The sequence below is a fragment of the Shewanella khirikhana genome (genome assembly GCF_003957745.1).
Lineage (GTDB): Bacteria > Pseudomonadota > Gammaproteobacteria > Enterobacterales > Shewanellaceae > Shewanella > Shewanella khirikhana.
This window is the reverse complement of the sequence record NZ_CP020373.1, coordinates 2,370,652-2,389,651: the sequence shown is the minus strand read 5'-3', so window position 1 is coordinate 2,389,651 and position 19,000 is coordinate 2,370,652. Positions and strand designations below refer to the sequence as shown.

Sequence of the window (19,000 nt, the reverse complement as noted above, 5' to 3'; positions counted from 1 at the left end):
GCTTATGAAGGTGGTTATTTTAGCGGGGGGCTTTGGCACCCGCTTAAGTGAAGAAACGGCTATTCGACCTAAGCCCATGGTGGAAATAGGTGGTAAACCTTTGTTATGGCACATAATGAAAATCTATTCAGCACATGGGTTGAATGAATTCATCATACTGTGCGGTTATAAATCAGAGGTTATCAAGCAGTACTTCAACAATTACCACTTACTTGGCTGCGATCTCACGCTGGATTTCGCTACCGGTGAACGCATCATTCACGATAATGCGCCCGTCCCCTGGCGTGTCACCTTGGTCGATACCGGCATAGACACCATGACCGGTGGTCGACTTAAGAAAATTCGCGAATTGGTTAGTGAAGATGAGGCGTTTTGCATGACCTATGGTGATGGCCTTGCAGACGTCGACATCGGCGCCGCCATCAGTTTTCATCGAGACCACAAAAAACTGGCAACCTTGACCGCTGTTGTGCCTCCGCCCCGTTTTGGTGGCTTAACCCTGGAGGGGGACAAGGTGACCAAATTCGATGAAAAGCCAGCGAATGAAGGTGGAAGGATTAATGGCGGATTTTTTATTCTGTCACCTAAGGTGTTGCAGTATATCGACGGCGATAACACCTCGTGGGAGCAAGAACCGCTTCGTCATTTAACTGAGTGCGGCGAGTTGATGGCCTATGTTCATAACGGCTTTTGGCAACCCGTTGATACGCTTAGAGATAAACTGCATTTAGAAACCTTGTGGAACTCGGGCAAGGCACCATGGAAGATTTGGTAGATGAAAGGCAATTTCTGGCAAGGAAAACGGGTTTTAGTCACAGGACACACTGGCTTTAAAGGAAGTTGGCTCACCTTACTGCTGCATGGGTGTGGCGCGCAGGTGTTCGGCTATTCCGATAAGGTGGAGTCGGGTGGCCTGTTCGACCTGGCGTCATTGGATACGGTTTGTGACCATGAGCTGGGTGATATCAACGATGAGCATCGACTGCGTCTGTGTGTAGAACGCGTGAGGCCCGATGTGGTTTTTCATCTTGCGGCCCAACCCTTGGTGTCTGAAGGGTATAAATTTCCGCTGCTGACGCTGGAAACCAATATTCTTGGCACGGCCCGGTTGCTGGAAAACTTTCGAAGCTGGGACTCCCAATTAGCCATCGTGGTCATCAGTTCAGACAAATGCTACAAGCCGCAGCATGATACAAAAGGATTTGTTGAATCCGATCCCCTGGGCGGTTTCGACCCTTACTCCTGTTCCAAAGCCGGCTGCGAAATGGTGGTTGAGTCCTACCATGCGTCTTACTTCTCCAAACAGCCGTTAATCGGTCTGGCATCGGCAAGAGCTGGAAACGTTATCGGTGGTGGTGATTATGCTGCGAATCGCATTGTGCCCGATACCGTAGCCGCGATTTTGCGTGATCAGCCGGTAGCCCTGCGTAATCCCACAGCGGTGCGCCCCTGGCAGCATGTGCTGGATGCGCTTTATGGTTACCTGCTACTTGCTGAAAAGTTGTATCGGCAACCCGATGCTTACTCAGGTCCATGGAATTTCGGCCCTGCGACAGAGGATGCATGCAGTGTCGGCGAGTTGGTTGCTCGCTGTTATGCCGAGATGGGGCTTGGGTTTCAGTCTGAAAAACAGGAACTGGGCTTTAATGAAACGCAGGTGCTGTTATTGGATAGCAGTAAGTCGAGAAGGGAGCTGCAGTGGACTCCTCGCTGGCCGTTGGACGTCACCATCCATAAGGTGCTCGAGTGGTATGTCGGGGTTGCCGACAACCAAGACCCGAGGATCCTCACCGAAAAACAAATAGCAGACTATCTTGCGAACGAGGGCAAACTGAATGCGTCGGTTGGATGATTTACAGCAGCAGATACTGGCTCTGACGCGGGAATACGCCGAGGTTAAATATCAGCAACGGCTGTTTATCGGCGGTGAAAACTACATACCCGTATCAGGTAAAACCTTGGACGGCGATGAAATAAGCGCCATGGTCGAGGCGTGTCTCGATGGTTGGTTAACCACAGGGCGTTTCAATGACGCATTCCAGCAGCGCCTCGCCGACTGGATTGGTGTTGAACACCTTTTGACTACATCATCAGGCTCGGCTGCAAATTTATTGGCGTTTTCCGCACTCACGTCTCCCAAGCTGGGGGACAGGGCTATTGTTCCCGGTGACGAAGTGATTACAGTTGCCGCCGGGTTTCCCACAACCGTGAATCCCATTATCCAAAATAACGCCGTACCTGTGTTTGTCGATATTTGCCCGCAAACCTTGAATATTGACGTTAGCCAGCTGGAACAGGCATTAAGCCCCAAAACCAAGGCGGTAATGGTTGCCCATACCTTGGGAAATCCTTTTGATTTGGCTGCCGTGAGTCGTTTTTGTGAGCAGCATGATTTATGGCTTATTGAAGACTGCTGCGATGCGCTGGGGAGCCAATATCAAGGGCAACATGTGGGAACCTTTGGTGATTTGGCCACCCTCAGCTTTTATCCGGCGCATCATATCACCATGGGTGAGGGCGGGGCGGTTTTTACCCGTTCAAAAAAGCTCGCCAAAATAGTCGAATCTTTCCGTGATTGGGGGCGTGACTGTTATTGTGCGCCGGGCGCTGACAATAGCTGTAAGCGGCGGTTTGATTGGCAGTTGGGGGAGCTTCCCCATGGTTACGATCACAAGTACATCTATAGCCACATGGGCTACAACTTAAAAATCACTGATATGCAGGCAGCCTGCGGATTGGCTCAGTTGGATAAGTTGGATGCATTTTGTGAGGCCCGCCGACAACACTTTTTGTTTCTCAAACAAAGGCTGTCTTCTATCCCCGAAATTGAAGTGTGTAAAGCCACGGCGGACGCCGATCCTTCCTGGTTTGGGATCCCCATTACATTGAAAGGGGCGCTCGCCGGTCGTCGTCAGGAATTTGTGAAGGCGCTTGAGGAGGCAAAAATTGGCACGAGATTACTGTTTGCAGGAAACCTGACCAAGCAGCCATATTTCAAGGGTGTCAATTACCGTGTTGTTGGTAACCTGGATCACACCGATGAAGTGATGAACAACACCTTTTGGCTTGGGGTTCATCCCGGACTGAACCGGGGTATGCTGGAATATGTTGCAGACACAGTAGCAGAGTTCACCCGGAGGTTCATTGTCTAAACGTGTGGTTGTTACTGGTGCCAGCGGTTTCCTGGGGCGTCATCTGGTCGGGGCGGTCAGGTCCCGGGGCTTAGAGGTGTTGCCGATACAGCGGCAAGCGTCCCAGGATGGACTGGCGTTTGATTGCCCCAATCTTGAAGCAAGTTTGTCTGAGTTTTCTCCCGACGCTGTGGTGCATTTAGCTGCAGCCTATGGCGCAGAGGCGAGAGGGGTTGGACTCAATGCCAATATCTTGTTGCCACTGAGGTTATTGAACTGGGCAGCCACACAGGCCGATGTGAAATTCATTGTAACCGGCAGCTTCTGGCAGTTTGGCAATCAGCAGCATAACTCACCGCTCGATTATTACAGTGCCAGTAAACAAGCGCTGGCAGTGTATCTGGACTACTTTCGAAACAGAGAAAAACTCGAAGTTTATCAATTGGTATTGTCATCCACTTACGGTCCGCAGGACCCCAGAGGAAAACTGGTTGATTATTTAATCCAGCAAGCCTTCACCGGTATGCCAGCCAACCTGGGTGACCCAGGAAAGCGTTTTGCGCTCACGGATGTAAGGGATGTGGTCAGTGCCATTATTGGTTTGTTGGAAGCGCAAACACAACTGCCCGATTTGACGTACAAAGTCAGGCAAGAACATCTTTACGGCTTTGACGAATTATCGGCTTTATTCTCGGAGCTGGGCTATCCAATTCAGATGAATTTCAGCGCACAAACTTCGGGCATTGAGATATCCCAACCTGCAGATAGCCCGATTCAAACTCTTCCTGGTTGGCATCCGCAATATCGGCTGGAGGACTACGTGAGGCAGAGATTTGCTGATTTAACGGGCTCGGCCTGTTCGGGCAAAGGATAAGGGGCTCCTACGGCAATTCTATTGGGCGAGGGGCCAAGCTTTACCAACTGATGCTCGAGCTCCGAGGCTTGACCTCTATAATGTTCGGCGGCATTTGAGAAGCCTTTTTCTGCCATTTGATTGGAGTAGAGTACGGCAAGTTTAAGGTTATTCGAGCAGGCTCCCCAAAGTATGCTTCTGTCCGTTATCTCCTGTCTGGAAATAAACTCGTCCTTCATTGCAATCACTTCTTCCAGCGCGAGTAAATCCCGAACACATCTGTTGGTTTCGTTTGCTGCGTGATGACGATACAGTAACAAAGGCTCATCGATATACAGAACCTGCTTTGCAATGGCACTCATGTTTAACCATGCATGCCAGTCGGTACAAAAGTGTTTGCTCTCATCGAACCAGGATATTTGTTGGATCAACTCTCGCCTGAACATACACGCCGATAAAGGGAAGTTATTTCCTTTTAGAAAAATTTCAGCTTGTCGCATGCCCGGGATCAGTGCGCTTGACTGATAAAAGGGGACTTTGTTTACCCGTTGCTGATTGATGAGAAAGTCATACTCAAAAAAAACGGCTTGAGCATCCTGGGATTGTGCAGCCTTTATCAACCTGGCGAGGCTACCCGGCAGTAAAATATCATCCGAACACAGCACAATAATCCAGGGGGTATTGGCAGATTTCACCAGGTAATTCCAATTTTCGGCCATCGGAATGGTGGATGGTTGGCGAAATACCCTTAATTGAGGATGGTCGCTGAAACGATTGATCTCGTTCATGCTGTTATCGTTGGAGGCATTGTCTGATACTAAAACCTCTACGTCATTGAGATCCTGGCTGAACACCGCGTCAAGCGTTTGCCCAAGTACTTGCCCGTGATTGAAGTTTGGAATGCAAATGCTGAGTATCGGCGTCATTAGAGTATTCCTGTACCTTCCTTGCGACTGGAGGTGGCGTAAACCGGAGCACACCATTGCCGGTCATAGGATGAGTAATGCACACCATTTTCTTGATTTTTCTGGTTAATACGTGCCCGTATTTGGGAGCCATACTCAAAGGCTTTATTCACCAGGGCTGCCGGATACTCAGGTAATTCCACCATGGAGCCATAACTGCCGTCGTAATCCGATGAGGTAGCGATAAGCCAGTTTTCTTCCTTTGCTTTGTCGAAGAATGGTGTCCCCTGAAGCGGCGTGTTTATTGACAGCGAAAACTCCTGTATATAACCCTCGGCATGTAACTTCTCTATCGTGTTTAACGATTCGATATCGGAATCATAGTTCGCGCCGACGGTGCCGACTGACATGGTGCCGTAGACTTTAATCCCCAGAGCTCTGCAGTCATGCAATACATCCAAAAGGCGGCTGACATTACTTTTGGAGCGAAATTTTGATATGTGCTGCATCACAGACTCATCAAGACTTTCCAGGCCGATACGAACTTTGTAATAACCCGCCTCTTTCATTAACTTAAGCGTCTCAGTGTCGAGGGTGTCATAATTTCCCATGCAATTGAATTTTAGGGTTTTATTCAATCCTTCTTCTATCAGGCGTCGGCACAGATCCCGTAAGTAATTTCGATTGATTGTATGTGCTTCTTCGTTGAAGAAAATGCCTTGCAGATCCGGTATGGTTTTCTGCAGGTATTTGATTTCCGCTATCACATTGTCAAGGCTTCTGGTTCTGTGATTGGGCTTTCCGTAGTACACGTTGGCCACGACACAAAAATTACACATAACAGGGCAGCCGCGAGTGACCCACATTTCAACTTCGTTGTATTCAGAGCCGTATAAGCGACAATAATTCCGGCGGCTAACATCTTCATCCTCGGGAAATGGCAGCGAATTAACATCGAGTAACTTTCTTCGGCCATTTGGATAAATGCCTTCCACATCCTTTGAAAAGTCAGCGTTAATAAGTTCAGTGATGGATTCTTCAAACTCACCTGTGGCGACAAAATCCACACCGTTTGCCAATGCCTCTGTCGGAGAGGCCGAAACCTGAGGACCACAGGCAATAATTTTCAGCGTGGGATGTGCCTGCTTCAATGTGCGGAAGATGGCCATCTGCTTGCGATAGATGATGGAGTCAATTTCTACGATGAGAATATCGGGCTTCAGCTGATTAACAATCGACAGATACTCATCACTGTCAACGCCATAGTAATTCATGTCGACAAAGCGAACTTGATGCCCGGTGTCTCTTTTCAGCATTGACGTAAGATAGGCCAAATTAAACGGGAAGAAGGTTGTGACTTTGTACTGCCCCGAACTTCCGCTCCATCGGCTTGGAAAATAGTCTATTTGCTCACCCAACTCTGTACGGCCCACGGGAGTAGTTACCAGAATGAACATAATTAATCCTTAGCTGTGTTGGCTGGTTGGCAGAAGCTTTTTGATTGCTTGAATCAAAATTGACATACCATTCGAACCAGCAAAAAGTGAGCCAGCTTTCATGGACAGCGTGTCTATCTGGGTGGGGGATGATTGCAGTGTGGCCAGTAGCTGCGCGGCCTCTTCCGGGGTGTGACTGATAAGACATGATTGGGTTTCGGCCAAGCCGGCTAACTCATCAGCCTCGCACAGGTGCTGTACCGGCAGCAGAATGACTGCCGCGCCGCTGGCCATCGACTCGAACAAAGACAGGCCATAGCAAGTGACTATGATTTTGGCTTTGGCAATCAGCTTTGCCAGCTTTGGGGGATTGAACAGGAGTTCAATTTGCTCAATACCGGCCAATTCCGGCGTGGGAGCCAGTGGACCTTGAACCCAGACGTAGCGCCATTGCGGGCGCAAAATCTTGTGTAATTCAGCTGGAAGAGATTGGCCAAATCCAAGTGCATCGCTCCCGCCTGATAAAAACAATACCAAATCTTCTTTGGGCTCTTGGCTGATGTCATCAAATAAGTAGTGATCCCAACCGAAACTGACTTTGGCATCATCAAGTCGGGTAAAAAAGCTGGGCACGAACAGCAGATCCGCACAGGGAAGCAGGGAAGACATCTTATCCATCGCCACAATCGCGGCCCCCCGCTGTTTCACTTGTTTGCAGCTATCAATCAAGGCAGCTTCGTCGATGAAGTTGGGGTGGAAATCCAATATCACCAAGCTATTTGTGTCCGATTTCAGCTTGGCAAACAGCTGTAAGTCGTGTTCAAGCCAATGGACGTTAGTGCTGAGCCAGGGCAGTTCTCGGCGCTCGCCAATGACAAAGATTTCTGTGCCTGTTCCCAATTGCTCCTGCAGCGCCTGTGCAATCAGGATGCAACGCTTGAGGTGACCCAAGCCGATGGCCGAACTCAGATGACAGTACAAACTGATTTTGGCGTAGTCTTTATCGGGGCGCTTTTGCTGAACATGCATATTGATTTGTCGCAGCGCCGGCTCTTCCAAAAGCAACTGCTGTACCCACTGCAGACTAACAACGGAGTCAGCGCCATGAGTGCTATACCAGCGTTGGTAAACTTCAGCCATGAAACGATAATCTGCCTGGGTATCAACAGAAATTCTGTGTTTTACCAAGGAGTAATCCGCACTGTCATCGATTGCCAGCGTATCCAGAACCTGCGTTAGTTTATCGCCATAACCTACGTGCTCGCGGGACATGGCGCACTGGCTGACCGACATCAACTTATCCCAGCCATTCTTGCTGTAAAACCCCATGCCTTCATGCAAGCTGTTCACACCCGGATGCAGACAGATAGTGTCGCTCATCGACGCCTGTAACTGCGTCAGGGCATGATCGATAAATTCAGGGTCTATCAGTGGACAGTCACCGCAGATATACAGGATATAGTCGGGTTGATGCCTTTGAATAATCACATCGAGCCGGCCCATCAAGTCGTTCACATCGCCTTCGAAAGGCTGGCACTGGACATGATTTTCATAAGCCCAATTCACCAAGGGAGCGTTATAGTCATCGGCTGTGGTGGCAAGTTCAATGCTGCCCAGCTTTTTACAGGCGCTGAGCCGGGCAAGCAGGTGACCTATCATGGGCTTGCTGCCGCCAGAGGCATCAGCTGGCAGGGGTAACAGATGCTTGCCGGGGAGGCGGCTTGAGTTAAGGCGAGCGCCAATAATGGCGAGGGTCTTAGACATTAACTTAGCCTCACAGGTTTGATACACATACTGAAATCCAGCAGGCTTCCACCCTGTTTCAGGGTTTCGTCCGCTTCCGCCAGTGAGAACCACAGCCGGTTAAGATACTCTTCATCAATCTGCTTGCTGGATATCATGGGCAGGGCGGCGCACCTGGCCGGGTCCCAGCTAAGGCTCACGCCGAGTTTACCGGTGCCAAAGCGGATATGGCCATCTGTTGCCCCCAGGGCACTGGATGCTGAAACGATAGACGAAACCGGGGCGCCCTGATCCATATCTGCGCGGATGTGAAAGGTTTCATTGTGATTGCCACCGAGCTTGGTGTGATACCAGGCGCGCTCGGCGCAGTTCAGCAGGGTGATAAACCCAAGCCTGACCGAGGCTTCCGGCCGCTGCTTATCCTCAAAATATACGCCAGTGTGAACCGCCTCTTCCTCAATTCGATACCACTTGATGATGGCGCCACTTTTAAGCGTTTGACGGCAATACACCACCGGATAGCCATCTTGCTGGGCCAGTTCAAAGCTGACCCGGTTCAGATCCGCAACCCTGTCCCGATCACGAAAGCGCTCCAGCAGCAAATGGTTGGAGTAAAAGTCTGCCCCATAACTGATATGGTCGAAATGGCCGTGGGAGAGGGTGCCTATGACCGGCTCAAAGTCGTGTGACAAAAACGCCAGTTGGTCGATGGCCAGGCCACGGTTGCCGTTAAGACTCAGCTGCACCGAGGCAGTACGGATATGCAGGCGTCTGCGCTCAGTATCGTAGTGAATGTCCACCGCGGCAGTGTCTTGCCAGGGGCTAAACTGCGGCGCCTGGGCGGCGACCGCTGTCAAAGGCAAGGCGTTATAGCGGGTCTGGGTGAGGTGAGTGCGCAGATCGCTCGCCCACATCCGGCACAGGTTTCGCCATTCGTCATCCGAGGCGTGCGGGCTGTGTTGGAGCTTGGCCAGCGCGCGGTAGCAGTGGCTGTTAAGCAAGAGGTCGTTGCGGCCGCTAAGGCCCCAGCGGCTGATATTGTACTTGGCCTGTTTTTTCACCGAGACAGGGTGCTCGGCATTGGTCAGACTCAGAGGCTCACCCGGTTGCCAAAACGTAAGCAAGCTGGAAGGTAAGCGCCATTGGTATTCGCTCATGCTGTTCAGCGCGTTGAACAGTGTCGCTATGCGTTGCCACTCGCCACTGACCTGCGCGGCTTCGGTTTGATAACGGCCGGGGCGGAAATCAAATACTTCGGCATCGCTGCCATACACAGGAAACGCCAGCATCCCGGGTCTGAGCACTTTCACCAAATAGTGCAAATAATCCGCTAACGTCAGCTCACCGTGGACATAACGCTGAAACTTTTGGAACGCAATGGCGTGATTCCAGATGACTTTAATGCTTCTGCCACTGGCGCTTTTCAGGCTTTGCGGCCGGTTTAATCCATCTTTTGACCAGTCGGGATTATGTGAAAAGGGGTTATCCCACTCTACCACCACAGCATCGAAGCCTTCGTCGATATAGACATCGAGCAGCCCGGCAGACACCGCCTGCTCGTTAAGATAAGCGATGTTTGGCCTCACGCCCACAAGCCGGTGATAGGCATCCTGGCCCAAGCGCAGGTTGGCATGGTTCACCGCCGCCGGAATTAGCGGGCCGATAATCTGGCTGTCACCGCTGGCAACGAGTTCACATTTACCTTCGGCAATCAGCTGCTTAAATTTGGTAACCCAATCCGGGGCCAGGTGATTGACAGCTTCCAGGGTGTAAGCCGTCATCTCAATGCCAACCGGAACCCCGGCCTCAGCCAGTTGCAGCAAGGGCCAATAGCAGTGTGTAACCACATCGCCATGCTGCTCGACTTCGATGGAAGAGAAGGCCAGGTTTAAGTGAAATACGGTATAGAGCGCAGTGGCCATGCTTAGTCGTTCCTGAAGCTGACGCGTATACGGTCAAGGGCGTCATTGGCCCGTGCGATAGCCTGGGCCTTGGTATCGGCAACGGCAATGGCAAAGCCTGCTCTTTGGGTATGATTTGACAATGTTTCTACCTTAGAGCCCGGGCCAATAAAGACCTTGAGTAAGCTTACCCCGGTGGCGGTGGCAGCTTCATCTACGCCTGCGATTGCCGCAACTGTGCCGCTTGGCAGGTCAAGGTAGCGGATAGCAACAGCCTGCTCGCGAATGGGGGTCACTTCTTCGGGAGTGAGTGTCTCGCCCAAGGCCAGCTTGATGGCTTTTTCAATAAAGTTCACCCCGGTCGCCAGCGGAATTTGGGTCGTGGAGAAAAAGCCCCCGGACAGGCGCCCGGCGATTTCGATAACCTTGGCGCCGTCTTCGGTGTACACCATATCGCCCTTGGCAACCCCCTGGCGAATACCAAGGGCGGCCGCCGCCCGCTCGACGGTGGCAATCACCTCGGCCTTAACCGCGGCGCTCTCGCCGGTTGGCGCATCGCCGCCGTTTTCGATAATGAATGGCTTGGTGCGTGGCAGCCACTCGTAATTGCGATCGGCAAAGCCAAGGGTGTAGCACTTGCCGTCATCAATCAGGGTTTCGGTGCTGAATTGCGGGCCGCTGAGGTACTCTTCCAGCATCACCCTGGCGGTGGGGGACTCTTTGGCTGCCGCCGCCCAGGCATCTTCCAGGGCAGCTTCAGCGTCGATGAGCTGCACGCCCCGGGCGCCGCGACTGTCCACGGGTTTGATTATCAGTGGAAAGCCAATTTCGCGGGCGCGGGACTTAAGCGTTGCAATATCAGTCACATCGGCGAAGCGGGGAATGGGAATACCTTCGGCGGCTAACCTTGTTTTCATCGCCAGTTTGTCAGACACCCAAAACGCAGATCCCAACGACAAACCGGGCAAACCAAGGGCATGGGTGACTGTGGCCACGCTCAAGGGGACATCGGCGCACATGGCGATAGCGCCGTGCACGGCAATGCCGTCATCCTGAAGGCGGCGTACGGCCTCCAGGATGGCCGCGCCATCATAGGTGCTGGCGATAATTTGCCAGTCGGCCATCGCCAGTCCGGGCGCCGCCGGATTGCCATCAGCAATAATAAGCTTGAGCCCCATGTCCCTGGCGATTTTTATGCCTTCACAGGCTTCGATGCCTGCGCCCACAATCAGGAGATGTTTTGTCATCAATGTGTCCGGGTGTCGTCAACGTTGTGAAGTCGTAAAGTGGTCACGCCTTTATCTCTAAGCCATTGCAATGCATCAAAAATTTCTTTTTCACTGGCATAAGATGAGATAAGCACGCAGTCGCCCTGTTGCCAGTCGATGCTGTCAGGCGCCTGACACAGCCAGTCACCCTGCCTGAGCCCCCACTTAAGGTTGGATGTGTCAGTGAGCCCGGCAATGGTGCACTCGGTAATTAAGTTGGTGTTGGCGACGATTTGGCTGGTATGTATACCGGCGCCCCACAGGAATACGCGCTTGCTTTGCTTCAGCGCAGGCAAGATCGCATCCAGGCACCCCTGCCAATAGGCCACTTCCTTGGCGCGGTATTCACTGAGAATGGCACGATTACGGCTGATTTCGGCATGGAAATCATCACAGTGATCCTGCCGGCGGGTACTTGCCAGCACACCAATGATAGGTGACAGGTTGCTGTTGTAATGCTCAACCAGGGACACCACCGAGTAACCGGCTTCGGCCAGACTGCGTACCAGGTTATCGCGGGTGTAGTAGTTGATATGTTCAAAGGAGAAAAAACCGGGGCACAGGCTGGCAGGCTTTGCCATCAGCGGCACTTCAACGTAAATAAACGCCTCTTCTGCTTGCTGTTGCAGGCTGCGGCACTTTTTCAGTGTGTCCTGTGGCTGATACAGATGCTCAAGCACGTGGGTCAGAATAATCAGCTCGAACTGCTCGTCTGTGTGGAAATCTTCTGCACTGCCATGAATACAGTCAATTTGGTAAAGGCGTTTGGCGAGCTCCACCGATGCGGTGCCGGGCTCGACCCCAAGCACCCGGCTGACACCGGCATCACGAAAGCGTGACAGGGTATAACCATCGGAACTGCCAATTTGCAGCGCCGATTGTGGCAGGTGGCCAATGCCGCGGCGGATAAAACGGATTTGCTCATCCAGATCCCGCACCTTGGCATCGGTGGGCTTTTCCGCTCTGCCCGGATTGGTATAGACCGCCATTGAGCTGTAAAAAGTCATCATCTCATCAAAGCTTACCGACGGACTTTGGCACACAGAGCCGCACTCAGGGCAGACCGAAAAGCCAATTTCCCTTGGCGCCAATCCCGGCAACACCCAGGTTGTGGAGAACACCACCTCGGTGGCCGATTGGCAAAGAAAACAATGTCTTTTCATGGAAGTTCCTTAACCGAAATACATGCCGCCGTTGGCATTGAGGGTTTGACCGCTGAGGTAGTCGCTCTGGGTGGATGCCAAAAACAGCGCCAGCGGGGCAATATCGTCCACTGTGCCCACACGCCCTACGGGAATGGCGGCGGCCTTTTGCTTACCGGCTTCGGTGCTGAGCTCATGCTCGGTCATCTCGGTGGCCACCAGGCCAATCGAAATGGTGTTGGCGCGGATGCCATCACGGGAATAAATTTTTGCGATGGACTGCCCCAGGTTAATCAGGCCCGCCTTGGCTGCGGCGTAATGCACCTGGTTAAAGCCGCCCCACTGACCACCGATGGAGCCGATATTGATGATCCGGCCAAACTGCTGCTGTTGCATGGCCGGAATACAGGCCTGAGCCAGTAGGAAAGGGCCCCGCAGGTTGGTGTTCAGCATCTGGCTGAAGTCATCGGCACTGATGTCGGCAAAGGGCTTTTCCTGGGCGATGGCACCATTGTTGATGAGCACATCGATGCTTTTGGAAAAGTGCGCTTCAATGGCCTGAATGCACTCACGGATACTGGCAGGATCTGCTTGATCCAGCGCGAAAGCGGCGACCTTGTCGCCTAAGGTCGCGGCCAATGCTTCGGCCTTTTCTTTGCCACGGCAGTAGGTGAGGGCAACACTGTAGCCGGCATCGGCAAAGGCTTTGACCAAACCGGCGCCAATGCCTCTGCCGCCGCCGGTGATAAGTACCAGTTTATTCATCCACGCTCCCCTTGCAGGGATTGCCCTGCATGTCGAAGTAGGGCCACATCTTGTCGGTCTGCTGGCCGCCCAGCAGCATTGGCAACACGTCGTGACGTTTATCGATTTCAAGGTGCAAAAGCACAGGCCCAGAGGCTTCAATAAAGCTGTCCAGAGCGGGCTTTAGCGGCTCATCCATGCCGCAGTGCAGCGCCTCGATGCCATAACCTTTGGCGATGGTGGCAAAATCCGGTGACTGCTTGTTGCCACAGGCGGTGTCGGTTTCCCAATTCATCAGCTGGAACTGGGACACCAGCCCCAGCCTGTGGTTATCCAGCACCAGGATTTTCAGCTTGAGCCCCAGCTCAGCAATCATGCCAAGCTCTTGAATATTCATCTGAATTGAGCCATCACCGGCAACACACAAGACGCATGAGTCTGGCGAGTGAATGGCGGCGCCAATGGCGCTTGGCAGGTCGTAGCCCATGGTGCCGTGGCCGGCGGATGTCATCAGGCGGCGGGTTGGCAGTGCAAAGCGGAAGTGTCTGGCAACCCAGTGCTGATGCGCGCCAACACCCGTGGTAACTATGGTTTCCTGCGGCAAATGGTCGCTGAGATACTCCAAAATGGCCTTGGGCGCTGCGCCCGGATACTCGGGATAGGGCCACGGCAAGCTGGCACGCCAGTCGTTAATTTGCGAAAGCCAGGGACTAAGATCCGGGCTTGTGTTGTCAGCAAGGGTTTGCTTCAGTGCTGCCAGAGCAGGTTCAAGGGCCGAGCACAGGGCACTGTGATGGGCTATGCGGCTGTATTCGAGTTCATTGGGATCAAAATCAATCCGGAAAATACGCGCCTGCTTGGCGAAGTCGGCCTTAAGAGTGCCGGTTTGGCGCACGTCCAGCCGTGAACCCAATACCAGCAACAAGTCAGCTTCGGCAATGGCCTTGCCTGCAAGCTGACTGCCGGTATGGCCATGAAAGCCAAGACAGCCCGCATCATGGCTGTCCAGGGTGCCAACACCCAGCAAACTGTGGCTCACCGGGGCTGGCCAATAGTCGCGGATGGCGCTGAGTAAGCTCGCGTTTTGCGCATTGGCCATGCCATTACCGCAGATAATGACCGGACGCTTGGCGCTGTTGATGGCGCTTAAAAGCTCGCTGATAAAAGGCGTGATAGGCGCGGCAGGGGCGTCTGCGCTTGCCAGCGGCGCAATGATGCCGTCAAAAGCGCCGCGCTGAACATCCATCGGCAAGTCCAGCGACACCGGCCCCATGCGACCTTCCAGTGCTATCTGCCAGGCTTTGGGCAGCACATCGACCAGTTCGGCAATGGTTTTTGGCTGAAATTGCGCCTTGGTAATCGACTTCATCAGTGCCGGGGTGTCCACTTCCTGAAAGCCAGATTGACGCACGGGTTTGCCAGCCGTTAAGTCGCCAGTGCCCACCTGGCCGGTGAACACCAGCAGCGGAATACCGTCAAAGAAGGCGTCGGCGACCGGTGTAAGCACGTTGGTGACGCCCGGTCCAGAGGTGACGGCCACAATTCCGGGCAGGCCGGTTAACTTGGCCTGTGCCAGGGCGGCGTAGCCGGCACCCTGTTCGTGTCTTGAGGTATAAACCCGGATCCCGAATCGGTTACAGGCATCCAGCAGCGGCGCTATGGTGCCGCCGGGGTAATTGTGCAGTGAACCTATTCCTTGGGTTGCCAGAAAGTGGATTACGGCGTCGGCGGCGACCTGAATTGCAGGGTGGTTCATTGGTTAACTCCAAAGGTACTTCTGATGTGTATTAACGGGCGCAGACCATCGCTTGGATCGGCGCGCCAGTCTCTATCGGGGGCTTCGCTGGGGGCAAGCACCTTGTCTGGGCTGCCGTCGAGTATGCTCGCCTCGCGGCACTCGGCTATCAGTGGTTGCATTTGCTCCGGCAGCCAGCAGTGGCCTGCGGCGTATTCTGCGCCTTGCTTATCAAGGTCGATATGAAACTCAATGCAGTCGGCCTGCCAGCGATTGACGGCGCGGCGGATAACCTCAGGTGCCACGCTGTGATCTGACCAACCCACCTTAATGCCATAGCGCTCGCGGAAGTGCCCCAGCACTGCCAGATTGCATTCGGCCCTGGGGGTAGGGTAGGCCGAGACGCAGTGCAGCAGGGTGATGTCTTCACAGCCTGCGTTTTTAAGCACCTGCACCGCATGGTCGATTTCATCGAAATTGGCCATACCGGCCGAAAACACCACGGGTTTGCCTGTTTTGGCACAGGCGATTAACAGCTCGTCCCACAGCAGCTCGTAGGAGGCGATTTTGTAGAAATCCACATAGGGTTCAAGCTCGGCTACTGCATCCAAATAAAAGGGGGTGCAGGAAAACTGTATACCAGCCTCATCGCAGCAGCGCTTGAGTTCGGGTAAAAAACTGACTGGTAACTCCCAGGCCTTGCGGGCCCTGTGCTGTTCGCTGCGCTGCAGAATTTCCGGGGCAAACAGCTCTTCAATCCGAAACAGCTGAAACTTTACCGCATCGCAGCCAATGGCCGCCGAAGCCTTGATAAACTCGAAGCAGCGCTCGATATCCTGATGATGGTTACTGGACACTTCGGCGATAAAGAGTGTCATCTGTGGTTTCCTTCTGAGTGCAGTTGCTGGCAAATATCCAGCAACTCATATTCGATATTATCGGCAAGTCCCAGCCAATCTTTGCGTTCCTGTGCGGCCAGCATCTGCGGCAGCAGGGCAATAAAGTCGCTGTTTGCCATTAAGCCATGGTTTGCGGCCAATGCCGAGATGATATCTTGCCAAAGCGAGGCTGCCAGCGCCTCTTGTCCCAATCTGAATGCGTGGGCACAGCGAAGCAGCTGCGCTTTATGAAGCGGATTGGCGTTGTCATGGGGCGGCGGTGTCAGCTCAGTCATGGGCAAGGGGCCTCCAGGTCGTGCCCTCAATCATGGCGCCGGATTGGCTGGCACGGTAAAAGCTCACAGCAGTGTTTGCCGCTATAAAGCGCTCGAGTGCCCGCAGATAGGTGCTGAGATTGAGCAGGGTGTTCACTCTTTCTCCGCGCCCATTAATCACCCAGTGATCGGCGGCCTCTACCTGCTGCTTAACCGTTGCCGACCAGTCTTTGCCGGTTTCATCGGATTGGGGATGGCTGTGCCAAAAGGCATGGCTCTTGTTGTCGCAAAAGCAAAAATCGCAGCCGAGCAGGGTTATCTCTTTTGCCCCCAAACGGCAGGCTAAATCCACCGCCGGATGCACTACGCTGCCACCGCAAAAAAGTCGTGGCAGGGCATGCTGGCTTGCCAGCGTATCGTAGCTGGCAGATGTGCCCAGGGCGCTGTACCTTGGGCCTTGCCATTGCGACAGCAGCTCGGTATCGAGCCCCGGAAAATACACCAGCGCCGAGTCAGCGCTGTGCTCAAGCGGTAAATGATAGGCCCCAATCAGCTTATCTATGCTGACCACAATATCGGGCTGAACGCCATGGCTCACAAGCCCTTTCATTGCTGTATCGACTGCGATAATTAAAGGTGCCTTGCCGTTGATTTGTGCCCGTGCCAGATGTGCGTAGTCTTCTTCAAGGGAAGGGCCTGCGCCAATCACCAGCACATGTTCGCAGGACTTGCCTGGCTTAAGCGTGGCAGCACTGGGGTCAGACACTAAAAAGGCTTCATTGGCTTTAAAGCGGCTTAGCAGCAGCTCGTCGCTCGCCAGATGTTTGCGGTTGGTATGGCTGCGGTTTAGCTCCCGCAGCAGGTTGTCTCTTAGGGGCGCCATCGCATCAGAGCACAGCTTAAGGTCGGCAATCATGGCGATAAAATGGTCGGGCAGCAGATGGGCATTGTGGCTGGATGTGAGCTCAAGCCTGGGATCAGCGAGCCATTTTGAATAATCACAGTAGTGGCAAAGAAGGCAAAAGATTGCCGGGTTCATCAGCACCACTGTCAGGGATTTCAGTGCACTTCGCTCAAGGGCAAACTCGGGTAGGTCTCCCATGCCTGAGCCAAACAAGGTCAGCTCAGTGGCATCTTCAGGAACGGTTGACAGCAGCAGCCGAACTTCGGCAACCCTGTCATGACGGCTGCTGAGCTGAATACCATTGATGCTGATAGTCTGGGTGCGGCCCTCGGTCAGCGTGGCATCGAGTCCACTCACATCCTGAGTACTGAGCACCTGTGCCAGCGCTGGCCAGCGGCTGGCAATTATCTGCAGATTGGCATCAAAAAGTTCTGTCATGCACCTGTCCCGAGGTCAAAGGCCCCATCATCCGTTCCCGTTACATCTGCTGTTATACAAACTCAAATAATACAATGAATTGCCACAGTTTTCGCCCTTGCCTGTCAAATGCAATCCAAGCCACGCCTTAACCGACCATTTAAAAGGCGGTTACCCTGGGTAAAACTCAGGCAACGCCATAAAAACACACAGCAAAATCATTTAGGGAATAGCCAAAGCAAAACACGTTCCAGCTTTTAAGCCAGAAAACTGACACTTGCCGTGGGACACGAGGCTATGGGGCTACGGGCGAAGGGGCTACGGTGTTATGGGGGGAGGGGTTACGGGGAAGGAGGAAAAGGAGAAAGGAGGTGACCAGCCACGCTTTCAGGCGAACCACAGTCATTTGGAGCGTGATGCGTGGTGGCGTGTCTTGGTTAGGATGCAACCCAGCAGTAGGCTATGACCTAAAACCCTACGGCTGCCAAGCAGGGAACTCAGCAAGACCCAGCACCTGCGCATGCTTTGGATAAAGAGTGGAGCTGGTAAGAAGTGAGCTTGGGATCACCAGAGTGGCTTTGTTGGGGGAGAGGTCAGGGGTTGGAGGCTAGGCAGGTCAAAAGCAGGATAGAGCAGTTGGTCAGGCTGATGTGAAATAGAAAGGGGGAACTCTCGCAGGAAGAGCGGCGAGAGTTGATGGACAGAATTTAACGCCCGCTTAAGGGGCAGCCAACCAAACTGTACTCAAACCAAACCGCCGTAACCACTAATGTTCATTGGAACTAAAAATGCCATGCGTTGGCTGTCCCTCTTAAAGCGTTTGTTAGGCCATTTCTCTACGACTGCTTTCTAAGTGAGTATTATATCTCCTAAACCAATCTCGGAACTTCATTGATGCATCCCCCTGCCATTCATCGAAATAATCAACTTTCTTATCGCACCATTCAATTGGATGGGAAAACAACTGGCTCTCTATAACAGCATAATCTTTAGTCACATCAGCTATATCTGGACAAGTTAACCATATGTCATGACTACAGTGATCACCATTAAAGTAACCAGAAGACTCAACACTTCTTCGTAATGTAAGTGAATTTACAATAGCCAAATAAAGAGCCGCAAGAACATAGGAGGCAACACGTAAAGTGCCTAACTTCATATTAGTAACTCTATCGTGCTTAATTTTATTATAAGCATCCCACCAGAAAAGCTGTTGGTACTGCTTACTCCCTATCCATACTTTAAATGGTTGAATAAGATAGCCATCATCACCCCAACAAACTACCCATTGATGCGATAAACTGTCTTTATGATTTTTATAATGCGTTAATATATTTACTTTCCCTGATGCGTGCTCAATAAATATGCCATTTTCTTTACGAACTGTGCAGTATCGTAACAACGAATCAAGTTGACTAGCAGCTTCCAGAATAATTGTTACAAGCTGAGGAGACCAAACATTGAGGTGATTAGATTCAAGAGGTACCACATCCATAAAGGACAGTAGCTGTTTTTCCAAATTTATATAACTAGCAACAACAGCTTTTCTTTGAAATTGCTCCACATAGCCTCCATATGGCCTAACGCCCTGTTAAGGTGTGAGCAACGCAATACCGAAGCTCCCGCATACCACCTTAAACACTAAAACCAACGCATAGCAAAAATGCC

At 52.5% G+C, this 19,000-nt stretch carries 16 protein-coding genes; 4 read left to right on the top strand and 12 right to left on the bottom strand.

The window, feature by feature from the left end:
• Positions 1-4: 4 nt before the first annotated feature.
• From rfbF to STH12_RS10485, 4 genes are read left to right on the top strand one after another with little or no spacing between them, the layout of a single operon-like run.
• Entirely contained in the window at positions 5-775 is a 771-nt protein-coding gene (gene rfbF / locus STH12_RS10500) for a glucose-1-phosphate cytidylyltransferase (protein ID WP_126167503.1), read from the top strand.
• Positions 776-1,852 (top strand): CDP-glucose 4,6-dehydratase, encoded by a 1,077-nt coding sequence (gene rfbG / locus STH12_RS10495; protein WP_126167502.1) that lies wholly within the window; start codon positions 776-778, stop codon positions 1,850-1,852.
• Positions 1,836-3,152, top strand: coding sequence for a lipopolysaccharide biosynthesis protein RfbH (gene rfbH / locus STH12_RS10490; protein WP_126167501.1), 1,317 nt, complete (start codon positions 1,836-1,838; stop codon positions 3,150-3,152). The genes rfbG and rfbH overlap by 17 nt, the downstream gene beginning before the upstream one ends.
• Entirely contained in the window at positions 3,145-4,005 is an 861-nt protein-coding gene (locus tag STH12_RS10485; RefSeq protein ID WP_126167500.1) for an NAD-dependent epimerase/dehydratase family protein, read from the top strand. The genes rfbH and STH12_RS10485 overlap by 8 nt, the downstream gene beginning before the upstream one ends.
• On the opposite strand, the gene STH12_RS10480 is transcribed toward STH12_RS10485, so the two are convergent.
• The 12 genes from STH12_RS10480 to STH12_RS21445 all read right to left on the bottom strand — a co-directional run bounded on the left by STH12_RS10480 (position 3,948) and on the right by STH12_RS21445 (position 18,896).
• Complete coding sequence (locus STH12_RS10480; RefSeq protein ID WP_164551184.1) at positions 3,948-4,910, bottom strand: glycosyltransferase family 2 protein; 963 nt, start codon at positions 4,908-4,910, stop codon at positions 3,948-3,950. The genes STH12_RS10485 and STH12_RS10480 overlap by 58 nt on opposite strands.
• Positions 4,910-6,346, bottom strand: a complete 1,437-nt coding sequence (locus STH12_RS10475; protein WP_126167498.1) for a B12-binding domain-containing radical SAM protein — start codon at positions 6,344-6,346, stop codon at positions 4,910-4,912. The genes STH12_RS10480 and STH12_RS10475 overlap by 1 nt, the downstream gene beginning before the upstream one ends.
• A 9-nt stretch (positions 6,347-6,355) precedes the next feature.
• A complete protein-coding gene (locus tag STH12_RS10470; protein ID WP_164551183.1) occupies positions 6,356-8,182 on the bottom strand; it encodes a cytidylyltransferase domain-containing protein in 1,827 nt (608 codons plus the stop codon).
• The gene (locus STH12_RS10465; RefSeq protein ID WP_126167496.1) at positions 8,089-9,990 is read right to left on the bottom strand and encodes a glycoside hydrolase; all 1,902 of its coding nucleotides are present in this window, start codon (positions 9,988-9,990) and stop codon (positions 8,089-8,091) included. Before STH12_RS10465 ends, STH12_RS10470 begins: the two co-directional genes overlap by 94 nt.
• A 2-nt stretch (positions 9,991-9,992) precedes the next feature.
• A complete protein-coding gene (locus STH12_RS10460; RefSeq protein ID WP_126167495.1) occupies positions 9,993-11,216 on the bottom strand; it encodes an ATP-grasp domain-containing protein in 1,224 nt (407 codons plus the stop codon).
• Positions 11,216-12,400 carry a class I SAM-dependent methyltransferase gene (locus tag STH12_RS10455; RefSeq protein ID WP_126167494.1) on the bottom strand — a complete coding sequence of 395 codons (1,185 nt, stop codon included), beginning with the start codon at positions 12,398-12,400 and terminating at the stop codon, positions 11,216-11,218. Before STH12_RS10455 ends, STH12_RS10460 begins: the two co-directional genes overlap by 1 nt.
• Before the next feature lie 9 nt (positions 12,401-12,409).
• Positions 12,410-13,144, bottom strand: a complete 735-nt coding sequence (locus STH12_RS10450) for an SDR family NAD(P)-dependent oxidoreductase (protein WP_126167493.1) — start codon at positions 13,142-13,144, stop codon at positions 12,410-12,412.
• Positions 13,137-14,879: a thiamine pyrophosphate-binding protein gene (locus STH12_RS10445; RefSeq protein WP_126167492.1), complete on the bottom strand. Its 1,743-nt coding sequence runs from the start codon at positions 14,877-14,879 to the stop codon at positions 13,137-13,139. Before STH12_RS10445 ends, STH12_RS10450 begins: the two co-directional genes overlap by 8 nt.
• Positions 14,876-15,736, bottom strand: coding sequence for an N-acetylneuraminate synthase family protein (locus STH12_RS10440; RefSeq protein ID WP_126167491.1), 861 nt, complete (start codon positions 15,734-15,736; stop codon positions 14,876-14,878). The genes STH12_RS10445 and STH12_RS10440 overlap by 4 nt, the downstream gene beginning before the upstream one ends.
• The gene (locus STH12_RS10435; RefSeq protein ID WP_126167490.1) at positions 15,733-16,032 is read right to left on the bottom strand and encodes a hypothetical protein; all 300 of its coding nucleotides are present in this window, start codon (positions 16,030-16,032) and stop codon (positions 15,733-15,735) included. The genes STH12_RS10440 and STH12_RS10435 overlap by 4 nt, the downstream gene beginning before the upstream one ends.
• Positions 16,025-17,353 carry a motility associated factor glycosyltransferase family protein gene (locus STH12_RS10430; RefSeq protein WP_126167489.1) on the bottom strand — a complete coding sequence of 443 codons (1,329 nt, stop codon included), beginning with the start codon at positions 17,351-17,353 and terminating at the stop codon, positions 16,025-16,027. Before STH12_RS10430 ends, STH12_RS10435 begins: the two co-directional genes overlap by 8 nt.
• Positions 17,354-18,155: 802 nt before the next feature.
• Positions 18,156-18,896, bottom strand: coding sequence for a hypothetical protein (locus STH12_RS21445; RefSeq protein ID WP_164551182.1), 741 nt, complete (start codon positions 18,894-18,896; stop codon positions 18,156-18,158).
• Positions 18,897-19,000 lie beyond the last annotated feature (104 nt).